16 protein-coding genes are annotated in these 17,342 nt (G+C 53.9%); 8 read left to right on the top strand and 8 right to left on the bottom strand.

What is annotated here, in order from left to right; translation table 11 throughout:
* Window positions 1–73 precede the first annotated feature (73 nt).
* From glyA to lipA, 3 genes are all read left to right on the top strand, one after another.
* Window positions 74–1,327, top strand: coding sequence for a serine hydroxymethyltransferase (gene glyA / locus MKS85_RS02555; RefSeq protein WP_139049931.1), 1,254 nt, complete (start codon window positions 74–76; stop codon window positions 1,325–1,327).
* A gap of 105 nt (window positions 1,328–1,432) precedes the next feature.
* Window positions 1,433–2,554, top strand: a complete 1,122-nt coding sequence (gene gcvT, locus MKS85_RS02550; RefSeq protein WP_139049932.1) for a glycine cleavage system aminomethyltransferase GcvT — start codon at window positions 1,433–1,435, stop codon at window positions 2,552–2,554.
* 30 nt (window positions 2,555–2,584) lie between these two features.
* Window positions 2,585–3,571: a lipoyl synthase gene (lipA, locus tag MKS85_RS02545; RefSeq protein WP_139049933.1), complete on the top strand. Its 987-nt coding sequence runs from the start codon at window positions 2,585–2,587 to the stop codon at window positions 3,569–3,571.
* A 92-nt stretch (window positions 3,572–3,663) separates the two neighbouring features.
* On the opposite strand, the gene MKS85_RS02540 is transcribed toward lipA, so the two are convergent.
* Genes MKS85_RS02540 through MKS85_RS02525 form a run of 4 tightly spaced genes read right to left on the bottom strand, consistent with a single transcriptional unit; the run spans window position 3,664 to window position 7,416 of the window.
* Window positions 3,664–4,284: a helix-turn-helix domain-containing protein gene (locus tag MKS85_RS02540; protein WP_139049934.1), complete on the bottom strand. Its 621-nt coding sequence runs from the start codon at window positions 4,282–4,284 to the stop codon at window positions 3,664–3,666.
* Window positions 4,285–4,302: 18 nt separating this feature from the next.
* Entirely contained in the window at window positions 4,303–4,971 is a 669-nt protein-coding gene (locus MKS85_RS02535) for a glutamine amidotransferase-related protein (protein WP_139049935.1), read from the bottom strand.
* A gap of 37 nt (window positions 4,972–5,008) precedes the next feature.
* Complete coding sequence (locus MKS85_RS02530) at window positions 5,009–5,962, bottom strand: carbon-nitrogen hydrolase family protein (RefSeq protein ID WP_171061358.1); 954 nt, start codon at window positions 5,960–5,962, stop codon at window positions 5,009–5,011.
* 56 nt (window positions 5,963–6,018) lie between these two features.
* Window positions 6,019–7,416 (bottom strand): glutamine synthetase family protein, encoded by a 1,398-nt coding sequence (locus tag MKS85_RS02525; protein WP_218939003.1) that lies wholly within the window; start codon window positions 7,414–7,416, stop codon window positions 6,019–6,021.
* A gap of 244 nt (window positions 7,417–7,660) precedes the next feature.
* On the opposite strand from MKS85_RS02525, the gene MKS85_RS02520 reads away from it, so the two are divergent.
* Complete coding sequence (locus tag MKS85_RS02520; RefSeq protein WP_139049937.1) at window positions 7,661–8,176, top strand: DUF1097 domain-containing protein; 516 nt, start codon at window positions 7,661–7,663, stop codon at window positions 8,174–8,176.
* 68 nt (window positions 8,177–8,244) lie between these two features.
* Window positions 8,245–8,940 (top strand): cysteine hydrolase family protein, encoded by a 696-nt coding sequence (locus tag MKS85_RS02515; RefSeq protein WP_139049938.1) that lies wholly within the window; start codon window positions 8,245–8,247, stop codon window positions 8,938–8,940.
* Between the two features lie 310 nt (window positions 8,941–9,250).
* Here MKS85_RS02515 and MKS85_RS02510 read toward each other — a convergent pair whose 3' ends face one another.
* On the bottom strand, window positions 9,251–10,135 hold the full coding sequence (locus MKS85_RS02510; protein ID WP_409078001.1) for a LysR family transcriptional regulator: 885 nt from the start codon (window positions 10,133–10,135) through the stop codon (window positions 9,251–9,253).
* Between the two features lie 499 nt (window positions 10,136–10,634).
* Here MKS85_RS02510 and MKS85_RS02505 point away from each other — a divergent pair, with 499 nt between their 5' ends.
* From MKS85_RS02505 to MKS85_RS02495, 3 genes are all read left to right on the top strand, one after another.
* The gene (locus MKS85_RS02505) at window positions 10,635–11,729 is read left to right on the top strand and encodes an alkene reductase (protein WP_139049940.1); all 1,095 of its coding nucleotides are present in this window, start codon (window positions 10,635–10,637) and stop codon (window positions 11,727–11,729) included.
* Window positions 11,730–11,747: 18 nt separating this feature from the next.
* Complete coding sequence (locus MKS85_RS02500) at window positions 11,748–12,629, top strand: DMT family transporter (protein ID WP_257220718.1); 882 nt, start codon at window positions 11,748–11,750, stop codon at window positions 12,627–12,629.
* 478 nt (window positions 12,630–13,107) lie between these two features.
* Window positions 13,108–14,364 (top strand): OprD family porin, encoded by a 1,257-nt coding sequence (locus MKS85_RS02495; RefSeq protein ID WP_310662643.1) that lies wholly within the window; start codon window positions 13,108–13,110, stop codon window positions 14,362–14,364.
* 193 nt (window positions 14,365–14,557) lie between these two features.
* Here MKS85_RS02495 and MKS85_RS02490 read toward each other — a convergent pair whose 3' ends face one another.
* The 3 genes from MKS85_RS02490 to MKS85_RS02480 form a co-directional block, all read right to left on the bottom strand.
* Window positions 14,558–15,898, bottom strand: a complete 1,341-nt coding sequence (locus MKS85_RS02490; RefSeq protein ID WP_139049942.1) for an OprD family porin — start codon at window positions 15,896–15,898, stop codon at window positions 14,558–14,560.
* A gap of 130 nt (window positions 15,899–16,028) precedes the next feature.
* Window positions 16,029–16,583: an OsmC family protein gene (locus MKS85_RS02485; RefSeq protein ID WP_305466002.1), complete on the bottom strand. Its 555-nt coding sequence runs from the start codon at window positions 16,581–16,583 to the stop codon at window positions 16,029–16,031.
* A 116-nt stretch (window positions 16,584–16,699) separates the two neighbouring features.
* Window positions 16,700–17,320, bottom strand: a complete 621-nt coding sequence (locus MKS85_RS02480; protein WP_139049944.1) for a DJ-1/PfpI family protein — start codon at window positions 17,318–17,320, stop codon at window positions 16,700–16,702.
* Window positions 17,321–17,342 lie beyond the last annotated feature (22 nt).

The following is a 17,342-nucleotide window of genomic DNA, read 5'->3' as shown; positions in this document are numbered from 1 at the left end:
TTGTGCCCGGACCCTGTCCGGGCCTTCATGCCAGTGCGCTGTGTGTACTCAAACAAAAAAAGGAAAGCTCACCATGTTCCATAAAAGTCTGACCCTGTCCGATTTCGACCCCGTGCTCGCTGAGGCCATTCATCGCGAAGCGAAGCGCCAGGAAGACCACATCGAATTGATCGCCTCGGAGAACTACGCAAGCCCGCAAGTGATGGAGGCTCAGGGGACCGAGTTGACCAACAAATACGCCGAGGGTTATCCCGGCAAGCGCTACTACGGCGGCTGTGAACATGTCGACGTGGTCGAGCAGTTGGCGATCGATCGAGCCAAGGCGCTATTCGGTGCCGGTTACGCCAACGTTCAGCCGCACTCCGGTTCGCAGGCCAATGCGGCGGTCTATCTGGCCTTGCTGCAAGCCGGCGATACGCTCCTGGGCATGAGTCTGGCTCACGGTGGTCACTTGACGCATGGGGCGAAGGTCAGTTCGTCCGGCAAGCTGTACAACGCTGTCCAGTATGGCATCGATGCTAATGGCCTGATCGACTATGACGAGGTAGAACGTCTAGCGGTCGAGCACAAGCCAAAAATGATCGTCGCGGGTTTCTCAGCCTATTCGAAAACCCTCGACTTTCCGCGTTTCCGCGCCATTGCCGACAAGGTTGGGGCATACCTGTTCGTTGACATGGCGCACGTCGCCGGTCTGGTGGCTGCTGGCCTGTACCCGAACCCGGTGCCTTACGCCGACGTGGTCACCACTACCACGCACAAGACCCTGCGCGGTCCCCGCGGTGGACTGATTCTCGCCAAGGCCGACCCGGAGCTGGAAAAAAAACTCAACTCGGCGGTGTTTCCGGGCGGGCAAGGCGGGCCATTGATGCATGTTATTGCGGCCAAGGCTGTGTGCTTCAAGGAAGCATTGGCGCCGGGTTTCACGGACTACCAGTTGCAGGTCATTCGCAACGCACAAGCCATGGCTGACGTCTTCAAGCAGCGAGGTTACGACGTCGTGTCCGGCGGCACTGACAATCATCTGTTCCTGGTTAGCCTTATCCGCCAGGGGATTACCGGCAAAGACGCCGATGCCGCGTTGGGTCGTGCTCGTATCACCGTCAACAAAAATGCCGTTCCTAATGACCCGCAATCGCCTTTCGTGACGTCCGGTCTGCGCATCGGTACGCCCGCCGTCACCACGCGTGGCTTCAAGGTCGTTGAGTGCGTGGGGTTGGCCAACTGGATCTGCGACATCCTGGACAACCTTGGCGATGCTGATGTCGAGGCGCATGTCGCGCGGCAAGTGGCCGGGTTGTGCGCGTTGTTCCCGGTGTATCAGGCCTGATCACGGATCAGCATTCGAGACGCAGGCCTGCATTCCCTATTGGGATGGCCTGGCCGTGAGCTCACAGCCTCCTGACAGCCATTCCATTCATTCCAGGAGTCACCCATGTTCAACGAAGAATTGTTGCGTACGCCATTGCACGCTTTGCACCTGGAGCTGGGTGCACGCATGGTGCCCTTCGCGGGCTACGAGATGCCGGTGCAATACCCGTTGGGAGTGATGAAAGAACATCAACACACGCGCGCACAGGCAGGCCTGTTCGATGTATCGCACATGGGGCAGATACGTCTGCACGGAGCCTATGCCGCCCTGGCGCTGGAAGCCCTGGTGCCAGTGGATATCGTCGACCTGCCGGTGGGCATGCAACGTTATGCACTGTTCACCAATGAGGACGGCGGCATTCTCGATGACTTGATGGTGGCGAACGCCGGTGATCATTTGTTCCTGGTGGTAAATGCCGCCTGCAAGCATCAGGACCTTGCGCATCTAACCAAGCACTTGCAGGGCCATTGCGAGGTCGAGTCGCTGTTCGAAAGCCGCGCATTGCTCGCGCTTCAGGGGCCCCGCGCTGCCGATGTGCTGGCACGTCTGGCGCCTGATGTGAAAAGCATGACGTTCATGCAATTTGCGCAGATGCGCTTGCTTGGCATCGATTGCTATGTCAGTCGCTCGGGCTACACCGGCGAAGACGGTTACGAAATTTCCGTACCGGTCGAGCAGGCGACCACGTTGGCCCGTTCACTCCTGGCCGAGCCAGAAGTGAAGGCGATCGGCTTGGGGGCCCGGGATTCGTTGCGACTTGAAGCCGGCCTGTGTCTGTACGGCCATGATATGAATCCGGACATGACGCCCATCGAAGCCAGCCTGACCTGGGCCATTTCCAAAGCGCGACGCGCCGATGGTGTTCGTGCCGGCGGCTTCCTGGGTGCGGAACGTATCCTTGCCCAGCAACTCGATGGCGTGGCCAGCAAGCGAGTCGGGTTCCTGCCGAAAGATCGCACACCTGTACGTGAGGGGACGAAGATCATCAACGCACAGCAAGAATTGATCGGTCAAATCACCAGCGGTGGTTTCGGCCCCAGCTTTGGCGGGCCGGTCGCGATGGGCTATTTAGAGAGGGCCTACGCCGCCCTTGGCACGGAGGTGTTCGCGCTGGTGCGGGGTAAGCCTGTGGCTATGGAAGTCGTCAAAACGCCGTTTGTGGCGCAGCGTTACTACCGTGGTTAACACGGGTGCAATTTTCCTGGGAGCAGGGCAATGACAGACATGCAAAAGGTTGGTCTTCGGCCGGAGCCCTTGCAGGGTGGCGTCAAGCTGCGGGGCGCGGAGAAGGTCGCGCGTATTCCGGTAAAAATTCTTCCCACCGAAGACATCCCGCGCAAACCCGACTGGATTCGCGTACCGATCTCCACGTCGCCCGAAGTCGCGAGGATCAAGGCATTGCTGCGTAAGCACAAATTGCACAGCGTCTGTGAAGAAGCTTCTTGTCCAAACCTCGGCGAGTGCTTCAGTGGAGGCACTGCCACCTTCATGATCATGGGGGACATTTGTACCCGCCGTTGTCCGTTCTGCGATGTGGGGCACGGGCGCCCGAAGCCGCTGGATGGCGATGAACCACGCAACCTGGCGACTGCCATTGCGGATTTGCGGTTGAAGTATGTCGTGATCACTTCGGTGGATCGCGACGATCTGCGAGACGGCGGAGCAGGGCACTTTGTTGAATGCCTTCGCGAGATTCGAAAACTGTCACCGGGCGTGCAGCTCGAAACCCTGGTGCCCGATTACCGCGGACGTATGGACGTGGCCCTGGCAATCACCGAGCAGGAGCCGCCCGATGTGTTCAACCACAATCTGGAAACAGTACCGCGGCTATACAAGGCGGCCCGCCCAGGTTCGGATTTCGATTGGTCGCTGGACCTGCTGGACAACTTCAAGAAACGCGTACCTGGTGTGCCCACCAAGTCCGGCTTGATGCTCGGGCTGGGTGAGACGGATGAGGAGGTGATTGAAGTCATGCAGCGTATGCGTGAGCACGGTATCGACATGTTGACGTTGGGGCAGTACCTGCAACCTTCACGCAGCCATTTGCCCGTCCAGCGTTTCGTCCACCCGGATGTATTCGCCTGGTTTGCCGAGGAAGGGTTGCGCATGGGCTTCAGCAATGTCGCGTCGGGTCCATTGATGCGATCTTCCTACCATGCGGATCAACAAGTACTGGGCAACCGAATGGTTCAAGACGCGTAGCCCCAAACAAACAAGACGACCCTGAGGTCGCCTTGTTTGTCGGTCACGTGCTTGTTCGTAAGCAGCAAATACTCAAAATGGAGCGTATAGACTCAATGTTCAGCCGGACCCTTGAAAGGACGAATTGATAGGCAAATGGACAGGATTTCCGTCTCACCGTCAGCACCGGAGACAAACGCATGTCGCATGGTGCTATCGATATAACAGCTGTCGCCTACTTTCAATGTCAGCGGCGCATAGTGCTCGGTGTGGAAAATAAGCACACCCTTCAACACAAAAACGAATTCCTCCCCATCGTGCAGACTCCAGTCTTCCATCGGAGGTACTTCGTGGTTCCTGATCGTCATGCGCAAAGGCACCATGACTTTGGATTTCAGCGCCGCCGAATGCACGCGGTAATCGTAGAACGGCGTACTGAACAGCTCCGCTTCCTCAGCCTTGGTCGAGATGAGGCGTGCCATGCCGCCTTGAGGCTGGCTGGCCGACGCCCCATCCATGATGTCGACAAAGTTCATTTTCAGGCATCGAGCGATACTCAACAACGTATCAAAGCTGGGGCGTGACTGACCCTTTTCGATTTTCGAGATCGCCGCTATCGACACCCCGCTGCGCTGGCTGAGTTCTTCCAGTGTCCAGCCGCGCGCATTGCGCTGAGCCTTGATCTCGATGCCGAGCATGGGATCAGGTTTGGGTTTAATAGGGTTATTACTCAAGCTATCGTCTCCGTGAATTTAACCGAGGCAACGGGTCAGGACGTTTGAAATCAACGATTCAACCCTGGGCTGTACCTCTTTTACCTCGGCGACGGCAGTATAGAGAAATTGTCCGATATCAACATTGTTACGGAGCATGGACTCGAGATTTATCTCAACCCACGTTCTGATAGTCTCCTCATCGACCTCAGGATGAAACTGCATTCCGACGGTATTTCCCTTCTGAAAGCCCTGTATCACCTTACCTGCGCTGGCTAGCTTTTCTGCGCCTTCCGGGAGGGTGAAATTGTCCCCATGCCAGCGAAACCAAGGCCCTGCCCACGTTTGATCGACTGCGTCATCATTGAGAAGCCAGCCTGAATCGCGATATCCCATCGGTTTGACTTGAGCGCCATGCGCTGCTGCGAGCATCTGCCCGCCGAAACAAATACCCACGATGGGACGAGCGCGAGCGATGAGCTGTTTGGTGAATTCCAGTTCCGCCTCAATCCAAGGTATGTGCGTGTCATAAACGCCATTGGGGGAGCCCAATAGAACGAAAAGGTCCGCCGACTCTGGATCGATGTCATCAAAATTAATCGTCCTGGCATCGATCGTCTGCAATTCGAAACCATGCAGATCACGAAGGATTGGGCCAACCAATCCAATCCCGGTATCGGGGGAGTGTTGAAGAACAATGGCTTTCATATGTGGGCAGTCCAAAGATGTTGAATAGAAGGAGCTTTTATTTTTTTACAAACGAATCGTGGTTGTGGATCGCTTGTTGACGCGTTCGATCGATCGAGAAGCGGAATACGTCCTGCCGGGAGTAGTGGCCAGTGGGGTCGAAGTTGTGTCGCTCCTCGCGCACACGGCCTAGATCGGCATCGAAAGAAATGATCTGTTCCTTGCCATCCTCAGCCTGCGCGACAACCTGTCCGGAAGGGTCGACGATGCATGAGCCTCCGGTGAATATGACGTCCACGCCGTCAGCTTTGAGTGCGTCGTAAAACACAAAATCCTCGGGCACGTCCGTCAGCGAAAGGAGGCCGCTGGAGCTGACTACCCAAACTCTGCCTTCAGTGGCAATCAGTTGCCCCGCATTCTTGATCGCTGACGCGTTGCCTGGCCACACGCTGACGTGAATGTCCTCGCCTTGCGCATAGAGCGCAAAGCGAGCGAGCGGCATCCAGTTTTCCCAACAGTTGAGGCCGCCGACCTTGAACTCGCCAAAGTCGTGGCACTGCAATCCGTGACCATCGCCCGGTGCCCAGCAGAGACGTTCGTCGAACGTCGGGACCAACTTTCTGTGGATCCCCACTAGGCCCCGCTCGGGGTGAATGGCCACGAGCGTGCAGTAGATTGAGCCGCGGCCTTCTCGTACGCCGCGCTCGTTGATTCCCAGATAAACGCCAACGCCATAATCACGACTGGCCTCGACGATCAAATTGATTTCGTTGCCCGGAACTTCGACGGCCGCCTCTAGAAACTGCGAGTACGCACGTTTCTGAAGAGGGTCATCGAAGGCCGATCCATTGGTGCGACATATCCAGAACGGGTAGCCGCTCAGAAACGACTCCGAAAACACCAGGAGTTCGATACCCTGTTCGCTAGCTTCCTTGATCGCGTCAATGACGATCTGGCATGTCCTGGCTCGATTGAGCCAGGCAGGCCGTAACTGAGCTGCGCCAATTTTCATAGTTAACCTCCTGGTTCTTGAGTTCATGAGTACGCTTCTGAGCAGCGGTCGCTCAATTAGTACATTTCGAAGTATTCTGACTGTTCCCAATCGGTGACTGCGGAGAGGAAGCGGTTGGCTTCGAACTCCTTCAGCATCACCATGTAGTTGTGGAAAACAGGGCCCAGCTCTTCCTTGAGCACTTCGTTGTTCTTGAAGGCGACGATGGCTTCCATCAGACTCATTGGTAGCTGCGGACGGTCTGCCAGGTAGGCAGCCTTGACCGCTTCGCCTGGATTGAGCTTGTTCGCGATGCCGTTTCTGCCCGCAATGATCTGCGAGGCGATGTATAGGTACGGGTTCGCTGTTGGTTCGCCCACACGGTTTTCGATACGCGAAGCCTTGTCGCCAGGGCCGCCGATCGAACGCAGCATTGAGCCGCGGTTTTCGTGGGCCCAGGAAGCCTTGTTCGGGGCAAAACCGTCTGGCCGGTGGCGTTTGTAGCCGTTGACGGTCGGGGTGGTGAGCAGTGCGGTACCTGCAGCGTTTTTCAGCAGACCACCCATGTAGTGCATACCCAGCGGTGACAAGGGACCTTCGTTGTCCTCTCCTGCCATGAACACGTTGTTGCCATTGTTGTCCACGACGGACTGGTGCATGTGCCAGCCGCTTGGGAAAACGTTCTGTACCTTGGGAATCGCCATGAAGCTGGCATGCAAGCCATTGCGGCGACACAGTTGCTTGACCGCCGAGCGGAACAGCAGCGCAGCGTCGGCTGCTGCCATGGCGTCCATTGGCAAGAACGTCACTTCACACTGGCCAGGGCCCCACTCGTCTTCGAGGGTTGCCAGTGGCAGTCCGAGCTTCTGGACGTTCTCATGAATGAACGACAGCAGGCCTTCGACTTCGTCGCCGCGATTTTCCGTCAGGTACTGATAACCGTGCTGGATCATCATGACTTCCGGAGGCGTTGCCGGGTTGGCGCACGACTCTGGAGAAAGCTTTGGATCCAGCAGTTTGAAGACGTAGAACTCGAATTCCAGCCCCACAACCATGTTCAGGCCGTCGGCTTTCAGTTTTGCGATTTGGTCGCGGAGAATCTGGCGAGTCGAGAACGGGCAAGGGGCGCCATTCGACAGGTATGCATCGCTCAAGCACCAGCCGGTGTCCTTGACCCATGGAAGCACACGGAATGTGGTCGGGTCCGGTACCAGGATTCCATCGGGCAGACCGATCATCTCAGGTACGCCAAGCGCGTTCTCAGCGCCGAAAGGAGGGACGATCGGGTGGTTGGTCGTGTCAAAGATCGCTGTAACGAGCTGGAAGTCCTTGCCGCTATGCAGGGCGGTCTTGAATTCTTCGACGGTTATCGTTTTCCCGCGAACGATACCGTGTTGGTCACCCCATCCCAGACGAATAAAGCGTAATCCTTCTTCCTCAATACGCTGGAGGACACCAGCTGCGGCGCGTTCCATGTCCTCAGTCCAGAGGTTGTGACGTTTGATGAAGTGAGCTCTTTCGGTAGACATATCTGGCCTCATTTTTGTTGTGATGCAGCTTGGCTATGACGAATGCGCTTTACGGTTTTCGTCCCTTCGAATGTGAGGGGGACAGTTTCAGCATACAGCTATTTTTCTTTTGCGCGAGAAAAATTTTACTGATATGTTTCTTGTGCGTCCTGTTTTTCTCCGTTAAGAAAATAATAAGAGGGTAAAACGTATGAACTCTGTTCTCGCAACCGCAATCGGCGTCGGCGTCATGGGTGGCATAGCCACCTTCATGTTCCTAAGCATAGAAACCCTGCTTCTATGGGCTGCTTTTGTTGCTTGGGCGTGCTATTTCGCCTTGGGCGGTGATCGGCCCGCCATCTCACTCAACCTCACTTCAAACGCCTTTGGCGTCGTGGTCGCATGGATTGTTGCGTTGCTCGCACTTGCCAAGCCCTTTCCCGCGCTTCCGGCGCCTGTTTGGGTCGGCCTGCTCGTTGCACTCAGCGTCTTTCTCTACATCATGGCGTCGCGCATTTACATCTTCTCCTCAGTTCCGGCAGCGACGCTGGGGTATGCCACAACCTTCGCCTATATCAGCCAGACGCCTGGCGCTTTCGCTTATCCAGCGTTGCTGTCCGCCGGGTTTCACAACGTGCTGATAGTGGTCATCGTTTCGATGTCGATAGGGACAGCTTTCGCAGTGGCTTCCGCGAAGCTGTCAGCGGCTTTGACAGCCAAGGCATAACCGGAGAAATCGCCGCGGGTCCGCTTGGAGTGGGCCACGGCAACTCTGTGCAAACCGAGGAAATACTCATGTTCAAAGACTGGAAAACTGCACGTCGATCGATGTATTACGCGGGGGCGCCAGAACCCGATGATCCTGTGCTTGCTAAAGGCAAGGTGGCGCTACTGGTCATCGATGTCCAAAACACCTACCTGGAACGCCCGGACCCCGCATCGCTCGACAAAGTGGAGCGGGCCCGATTCGACGCTTGGACTCCGTTCCATCAGCGAATGCATGGAACCGTAATTCCGAACCTGGAACGATTGATTGGTGCTTTCCGCAGGGCGGATCTCGAAGTCCTGTTCGCGCGCATCGGCTGTCAGAAAGAAGATGGCGGCGATCGTTCGCTGAGCCAGAAAAAGCCTGGCTGGAACAACCTGCTGCTACCTGCGAACGAGCATGCCTCTCAGGTGATCGACCGTCTCGCCCCTGCATCGGACGAGATCGTCGTTCTGAAGACGACAGACAGCGCATTGACGGGTACCAACCTGCGACTGATCTTGCGCAACTTGGGCATCACCCATGTGGTGTGCGCGGGGCTGTTCACCGACCAGTGCGTGTCATCTACAGTGCGTAGCCTCGCCGACGAGAGCTTCGATGTCATTGTGATCGACGATGCCAGCGCGGCCGGCAGCATAGAGCTTCACAATAAGGAGTTGGAGATCCTCAACATGATCTACTGCAACGTAATGACAACCGATGAGCTGTTGGACTATCTCCCCTAGGGAAAAGCGGTGATCTAGGGGCATAATTTTTATTCGGGATGGAATCTATAGGATTTTGCTAGGGGCCAACGCACATGGTAAGTGCTGAGCCCCTTTTACTTCATGCAAGAGTTTTCCGAGTCGTTATTATTGTCTAGGGCTGGTTTCTAAGGATGTAGCGCTACGAGAGAACAGAAAAGCGCTTTAGAGGAAGTTCAATTGAGTCAATTATTGCCCCTTAACGATTCAGTGCTCTTGATTGATGACTCGGCGGAAATGATGCTTGGCCTCAGTCTCCGGAGCGCTATGAGGTTGGAGGCGTAGCGCACATCTAAGCGTGCCCCCTCGCCGCGGCTGGTAAATTCTTGACTAGAAAATCTGAAAATGAATATATCGATGATGAGCTTTTGATTCGCTCCCGGAAAATCAAATTCACGGGGAGCGGAGGAAGCTCATAGTCTTCCAGCAGTAGTTCCAATTGTCCGCGCCGTACATAGTCGGCTACTTGGTATAAGAATGCCCGAGTAATTCCGCAAGCATCGAGTGCTATGCTGACAGCGGCCTGGTTGCAAGTGACATCCATCCGGGCCGAAGGAGTGATTGTGAGTAACTGGTCACCGTTTTGAAATTGCCAAGTAGGGGGCAGTGCGCTGGCAGTGCAATTGATAATGTCGTTGTCACGAAGTTGCTCAGGGTGTGTTGGACGGGCATGCTTTTGAAAATAGGAAGGAGAGGCACACAAAACCTGTCTGGTTTCTCCAATTTTTATGGAATGACCGGCGTTCAATTCAAAGTGTCCAATCTTAATGCAAATATCGATGCCCTCGTTCAGCATGTCAGTCTCCCTGTCGACGAATAAGCACGAAAATCTTACGGCCGGGAACTGCTCTAGGTACTGCCTGACAAGCGGAGCAACAAACATCCCTCCAAATATCATCGGCGCTGATAATCTGATAAGACCGACTGGTGCAGTATGTTGTCCTGTGACTGCCGCTTCCGCGGACTTTATGCCATTCAGAATATGTCGACAATCAAGTAGGAACCGTTCGCCGGCTTCAGTTAAATTCATGCTACGACTATTCCGCGAGACGAGGGGTAGCCCTATCCGTTGCTCAAGCGCTGCTATTGTTCGCGTTACGCTCGGTGGTGAAATGCCTTCGCGCCGCGCTGCAGCCACAAAGCTTCCCTCATCCACTACCGATAGAAAAATCTCCATTTCTCGAAATCGATCCATTCGCTACCCCTAGAACTCGCAAATTCCTTCCGTGATCCTTTAGGACCAAGAGGACCCGCGCCATTGCGCATACAACATTTGATAGGTGCTTACCATGCGTTTTGAGAAGCAACCGGCTTCCTTGCGATTCTTCGACATGGACGATGAGGGGGGAATACGGTTTTCTTACAAAAGTGAATTTCAGCTGACGAAATGATTTAGAGGTTTAGCGCGATCAGATCATTGTTCTAAAAACAGCAATTAAATTAGCCAGGTTTTGACCTGTATACACGCGTGGGGCGACGGCATATTCACAAAGCATCACCCAAACATGCTGAACCTACAGAAGATTATTTCTTCGCGTCGCGTCGCTTTCACTGGAGATCAACTGAGCCTTCTAACGAAGGTGATCGCATCGTCGCTATCCTGCTGAGGGCTGGTAGTGACCGGTGAGGAGGCGTTGGCGCCGCTCAGCTCCTTATTGTTGTCTGAAGGAAAATTCATGAAGCCGCTTTTTGAACACGTAGTGCTTGGAGCGTTGAAGGCCTCTAATCGAATCATTATGGCTCCTCTGACCCGTGCTCGCGCGACACGCGAACACGTCCCGACCGAGATCATGGCCCAATATTACGCACAACGCGCATCAGCCGGACTCATCATTGGCGAAGCTACGGGCATCTCACGCCAAGGCGTTGGCTGGCCTTACGCACCGGGGATCTGGTCTGAGGAGCAAGTGAACGCCTGGAAGCCTGTCACACAGGCGGTGCATGACAAAGGTGGTCTGATCATCGCCCAGCTTTGGCATATGGGTCGCATGGCGCATTCCGCCGTCACCGGCCAACAACCCATTTCGTCAAGCGCGACCGTAATGCCAGGGGATGCCCACACCTATGACGGCAAGAAGCCTTTTGAGGTGGCCCGTCCCCTGACTCAGGAGGAGATTCCGGGTCTTATCGCTGATTATATCCGAGCGGCGAAGAATGCCATGGCTGCGGGTTTTGACGGAGTTCAGATACACGCGGCAAACGGCCAATTGATGGACCAGTTTTTACGCGACAATAGCAATATGCGCTCCGATGAATATGGCGGAAGCGTTGAAAATCGTGTGCGCCTATTAGAGCAGGTGACGCGAGCGGTGGCGGATGCCGTAGGTGCGAATCGCACAGCGGTTCGGCTATCCCCCAATGGCGAGAGCTATGGTGTGGACGACAGCGATCCCGTCCCTCTGTTTACGGCAGCTGCAAAGATGCTGAATGATATCGGTATCGCCTTTCTGGAGCTACGTGAACCTCCGCCGAACGGTACGTTTGGAGCGACCGACGTACCACGGCTTTCTCCATTGATCCGCGAGCATTTCAAAGGTCCGATCATCCTCAACAGCGACTATGACGTAACGCGAGCACAGGCCGACCTCCAGAGCGGTCTAGCCGATGCCATCAGCTTCGGACGTCCCTTCCTGGCCAATCCAGATCTAGTCGATCGGCTGCACAAAGGCGCGACCTTGAACGAGGACAATATGGATACCTATTACAGCCAGGGTGCTGAAGGTTATATCGACTACCCAACGCTTTCAGAAACTCAAACACCACTCCCGTAAACTTAAGGCGGCCTACGAATGAATGACAACCGCAAGGGCGCGATGGTGGGTGACAGAAGGGCCTGGATTCTACCAGCGTTAGTGAGTCTGTTCGCGTTCGCCGCCAATTCGCTGTTCTGCCGCTTGGCGCTAATTGACGGAGATATCGACCCTGAATCCTTTACTGCAATTCGCTTGTTAAGCGGTGCGATTTTTCTCCTGTTGCTACTTCGTATGAAGAGGCTGAGTAAAGCGGAGGGCGGGAGCTGGAAGGGTGGCGTGTTGTTGTTCATATACGCCTGGTTCTTCTCGATGGCCTACGTCGAACTCGGTGCCGGCATAGGCGCATTGATATTGTTTGGCACTGTGCAAATTACCATGGTCACGTATTCCTGGTGTAAAGGAGAGCGGGTCAGCTACAGCGTAATGGCGGGTATGCTAATCGCATTCAGTGGTTTGATCATTCTGCTCCTCCCGGGCTCGACTACGCCCGAATTCCATGACTCGATGATGATGGCAATTTCCGGGATCGCTTGGGGGGCTTATTCGCTTATTGGTCGTGGGGCCGTCAACCCAATTGCTGATACCTCAGGAAATTTTCTGAAAAGTTTGCCATTTCTGACTTGTCTGTTATGGGGTGTAGTGTCGGGAGAGGGCCCGCACATGAGTGGCGCTGGTTTGGTGTACGCCGTGGCATCGGGTGTATTAGCTTCCGGCGCCGGATATGCAATCTGGTATGGGGTTGTAAGGCGAATTTCCGGACACCACGCCGCCATACTTCAGCTGAGTGTTCCGATCATTGCGTCTCTCGGGGCCGTCATTTTTTTGGGTGAGTCTATTTCATCGCGCTTGTTGATTGCTACGATCGCAGTGTTAGGAGGAGTTGCACTATCTCTGGCTTCGTCTCGCAAAAAAACGTAGCGCTGCATTGGCAAAAATTTCCTTAACCGCTTCTGGAAAAATCAAACTTAGATTATCACGCTAAGTGATAGGTGGGTTGAGCGACTTTTTATGTTTGACTTAGAAGTGAAATGCAGACATGGTCAGCGCAGCTATCATTCACAATGATAAATCTAGCTCAAGGCAAAAAAAACCGCCTGGTAACAGGCGGAAAACCAAAGGATGGAGCACAGATCATACCGGCCTCTCAACTCGGCAACACCTGCTTTCCACGGATATAAATTTACCATGTAAATGGACCTATTTTTATTATTTGCATTGATATCCATAATTAAAGAATATTGCTGTACCAAGACCGTCATCAGTTGTATTTATCGGCTCGCAGCATATGCTGGCATTTCTAATGCCAGTCACGCCTGCATCAGTTGCCATCTATTCTGGGCAACCCTCACGTAAGTGTTCTGCCAATAATAATCCAAACGGTTTCTTGGGAGCATCTATGATTAATCGTAAAACTATCGCGTTGGCGTGTACGTTATTCTCAATCAACGCACCGATTGCATCCGCCAGTGAGCAGTCCGAGTCCAAAGGATTTGTCGAGGACAGCAACCTGAAATTGCTGTTGCGTAACGCCTACTTCAACCGTGATTACAAGAATCACGCCAACGACGCCAAAGTATGGGGTCAAGGCTTTATCAGTACGTTTCAGTCGGGCTTCACCCAAGGCACCATCGGGGTGGGGGTGGACGCTTTTGGTCTGCTTGGCGTCAAGCTCGACAGTGGTCGGGGTCGAAACTACAAAGCCTTTTTTGATACCGATAGTAATGGGCACCCGGTGGACGATCTGTCGGAAGCTGGCGCTGTTCTCAAACTGCGTATTTCCAACACTGTCCTGCGCTACGGTAACCAGTTCCCGTCGATGCCGGTGCTGGCGTATGACGACTCTCGTCTATTGCCCGAGGCGTTTACCGGTACGCTGATCACGAGCAAGGAAATCGAAGGACTGGAATTGAATGTCGGGCGATTTACCGCCGATAGCCCGATGGGTGATTCAGCGCGGGATCCGAATCGTCTGAAGAGCATCGACGTGATCGGTGGCACTTACGGCGTCAGCGACGCTTTGAGTGTCGCGGTTTATCACTCCGACGTCGAGGACACCTACAGGAAGTACTATGGCAACGTGAACTATACGGTGCCGTTTTCCGAACTCCAAGCGTTGAACCTGGACTTCAACATCTATCGCACTGACTACGATAATGGCTCTCAAGCTGCGCGGGATTTTGGCGGCGATGGGGTAACCGACAGCAACACCATCTGGAGCCTGGCGGCCAAGTATAGCGTCGGGGCGCATTCCTTCATCGTTGCTCATCAGCGTAACAGCGGCGATGCAGGTTATGCCTATGACTATGGCGATGGCGGAAGCACTATCTATGTAGCAAACTCATACTACTCCGACTTCAACCTGAAGGACGAACGGTCCTGGCAATTAAGCTACGAGTTGGACTTCGCGGAATTCGGACTACCGGGACTCACCTACAAGACTGCTTATGTGCGCGGCAGCAACATTGATGCTGGCGGCGAGCAGGACGGCACCGAGCGTGAGTTCTTCAATCAGGTCAAATACGTTGTTCAGGACGGCACGTTGAAAGATATGTCATTCAAGTTGCGCAATTCGATCTACCGGGCAGACCGCGATGTCGGTCCCAACCTGAATGAAGTCCGTGCCTTTATCGAATACCCGTTGGACGTGCTTTAATCGATTGCGCCGTTCAGCCATTGCATTTCCGGGCATTGAGTAACTTGGAGATGTGTGGAAATGGCTACGGCACAAACCTTCGCACCGTTCTTAAATCGGTGCGAATGTCCAAGCAGATCCCGTCGAAAAAAAACAGCGCATTCAGGGTATGAATGCGCTGCGAGGTATCTCGAAAAGGCAGAAAGTTTTAAGGTTATAGTAGCGGGATGGAGTAACTGACGATCAGGCGGTTTTCATCCTGGGAGCGCGTGTTTGGCAGCTCAGTGCGCCAAGTGGCGTTTTTCCACATCAGGCCTAGGTTCTTAAAGGCGCCAGACTGAACAACATAACCAACGGTCAAATCCCGTTCCCACTCTGAGGCGTCATTAGCCGCTTTGCGACCTGCCGCATTCATGGTATCGATATTGTCTCCGCGTACGTAGACCACGCCAGCAGTCAAACCAGGCACGCCAACTTTAGCGAAATCATAGGAGTAGCGTGCTTGCCAGGAGCGCTCGCCGGCTCGGGCAAATTTCTGGATTTGCATGTCGCTGATGATGTATGCCGAAGAGCCATCGCCCTGATTCAGCCAAGGGAAGTCGCTACTGCCGTTACTGACTTGATAACCACCGCCGAAGGTATGACCGGCTACCGAGTACAAAAACAGGCCACTGTATAAATTGTTATCGACCTTACCCTTACCGCTGGGCGCGTGATAATTGCCAGTGGTGTAGTAAGTCGAGTCGTGACCATTGGCACCGTCATCGGAGCTGTTGAAGTAACGCATGTCGGACTTCAGAACACCCGAGCCGATTTCCCAGTTGTGAATCAACCCCACAAAATGCTGCTTGTAAAAATTGTCCAGGTTTCCGTAATAGTACTGGGCAGTCAGATCCTTTGTGATTTTGTAGTCACCGCCTGCGTAAATAAACTTGTTGCTGTCACGCCCCGATGCAGTGCGGCCATTAGCGCCCGCGATCGAAAATTCTTCGTTGTTACTCGAGTTACGACCCTTGACGTGCTCGATCTGACCGCCGACCAGCGTTAGGTCCTTGATGTCGTTCGAAGTGATCTGACCGCCCTGGAAGGTCTGCGGCAACAGGCGACCGTCGTTGGTCACGATGACTGGCAGCTTCGGCTGCAGGGTGCCTAGCCTCAATTCAGTCTGCGAGATTTTGGCTTTAGCGGTCAGGCCCAGGCTGGAAAAGTTATCAACTGCTTCGCCGTTGGACTTGCTTGGGAAAACTATACCGCCATAAGCGTTGTTGCTCGCACCGTTCGTACCGCCACCCGAATCAAGTCGTACGCCCAGCAGGCCTATTGCGTCTACGCCCAAACCGACCGTGCCCTGGGTATAACCGGAGGTAAAGCGCAGGTCGAAGCCTTGCCCCCACTCCTCATATTTACTCGGCCCGGTACCATCACGGAAGTCTTGGTTGATGTAGAAATTACGCAGCCCCAATGTAGCCTTACTGTCTTCGATAAAACTGGCGGCGCTTGCGTTCTGGGCGAGCACGACCGAGGCGACCGCTAGGGACAAAGTGGATCGATACATGTGGAGCACTCCATTTACTATTATTGTTTTGTGCACAGAGCAGAGCCGACACAGCGAAGGTCGGCTGCAAATTGAGAAGGATTAGTCAGGGGTTAAAAACGATAGCAATCATTGACTCAACTAATAGCTATTAGTCGGATATGACTTCCAGTTTGGGAACCATACGGATGGCCTTTGAGAAGTTGGCCAGATTGACTGAGGTTTTGGTGGCTACGCGATGCAACTCTTCCACTTTCTCGGTCGATGCATCGGTATGAATGCGAACAACGAAGCTTACCTCGTCATAACCTGGATTGACGTTCTCATCCAACCCCAGAAATCCACGCAGGTCCAGTTCACCATCGGTTTCAATTTCGAGGCTGTGAATAGTGATCCCCATCACCGAAGCATTCACTGCATAGCCAACGGACAGACAGGCGTTCAACGCTGCCATCAGTAATTCTTGTGGGTTTGGCGCAGTATTTTCCCCCAACAGTTCCAGTGGCTCGTCGGCCGCAATTTCAAAGTGACGAGGGTGATCTTGACCACTCAGGTGATAGCGGCTCACAGTCGCCACGCTGCGGGTTTGATGCTGCCACTTGGTCTTTACGTTGAAGCGCGCATGACGTTTTGATACATCTTGCTTGATGCTTTGCGCAAAACCTTGCAGGGCAGGGACATTGATACCGTTGAGGAAGTTACTCATGTCTAAATCCTGTTTGAGTTGTGGGTGAAATAAAAACGACTTAATTGACGGGCGAGTTTCGTCCGGCAGTTAAATCTTGATCGCCTTCAGTTAAGGTTTTTTAATGCGGTACTTAATTAAACTTGAGCGGTTTCGTACCAATGTCTATCTGGTGTGGGAAATCGCATGATTTTGCGAATAGTGTCGGCGTTAGATTTGTTTGTCAGCATTTCAATTAACAAAAAAGCAACTTCCGATGCGGTGCCAGGACCGCTGGAGGTAATGATGTTTTTGTCGCGGACGATTGGCTGATCAATGAACATTGCCCCTGTGTCGACAAGCTGCTGCTTCCTGCGCCCACCGACTTGATGATAAATCGTAGCCTTCCTGTCTTGCAGCGCTCCGGCATGTCCCAGACTCAGTGATGAAACACAAACGCTCGCAACAATTTTCTGTACGTGGATAAAGTGCTTGATAGCGGCTAGATACGGTTCACTCAACGCTTCCTCGTAGAATCCGCTGGGTTCGAACCCCCCAGGTAGCGCCAGTGCATCAAATTCATTGAGGTCCAAATCTGCCAGCATTCGGTTTGGCCGAATAGTGATATCGAAAGTAGAAACGATTTCTGGCCTGAGTCCCGCCATTACCAGTTCAATTCTTTCATCCCCTAGCAGATCAGCCCAACCGAGGATGTCGGTAAACGCAGCCATTTCCATTGGCTCAACTCCATTTGCGAGCAGCATCAAGACCTTTTTCACACTCTTTCTCCATCAACGGCAG

It is taken from the genome of Pseudomonas sp. JL2, from assembly GCF_031570495.1.
Taxonomy (GTDB): Bacteria; Pseudomonadota; Gammaproteobacteria; order Pseudomonadales; family Pseudomonadaceae; genus Aquipseudomonas; species Aquipseudomonas rhizophila.
Note: the sequence above shows the minus strand (reverse complement) of the source record. Positions and strands in the feature narration are given on the sequence as shown.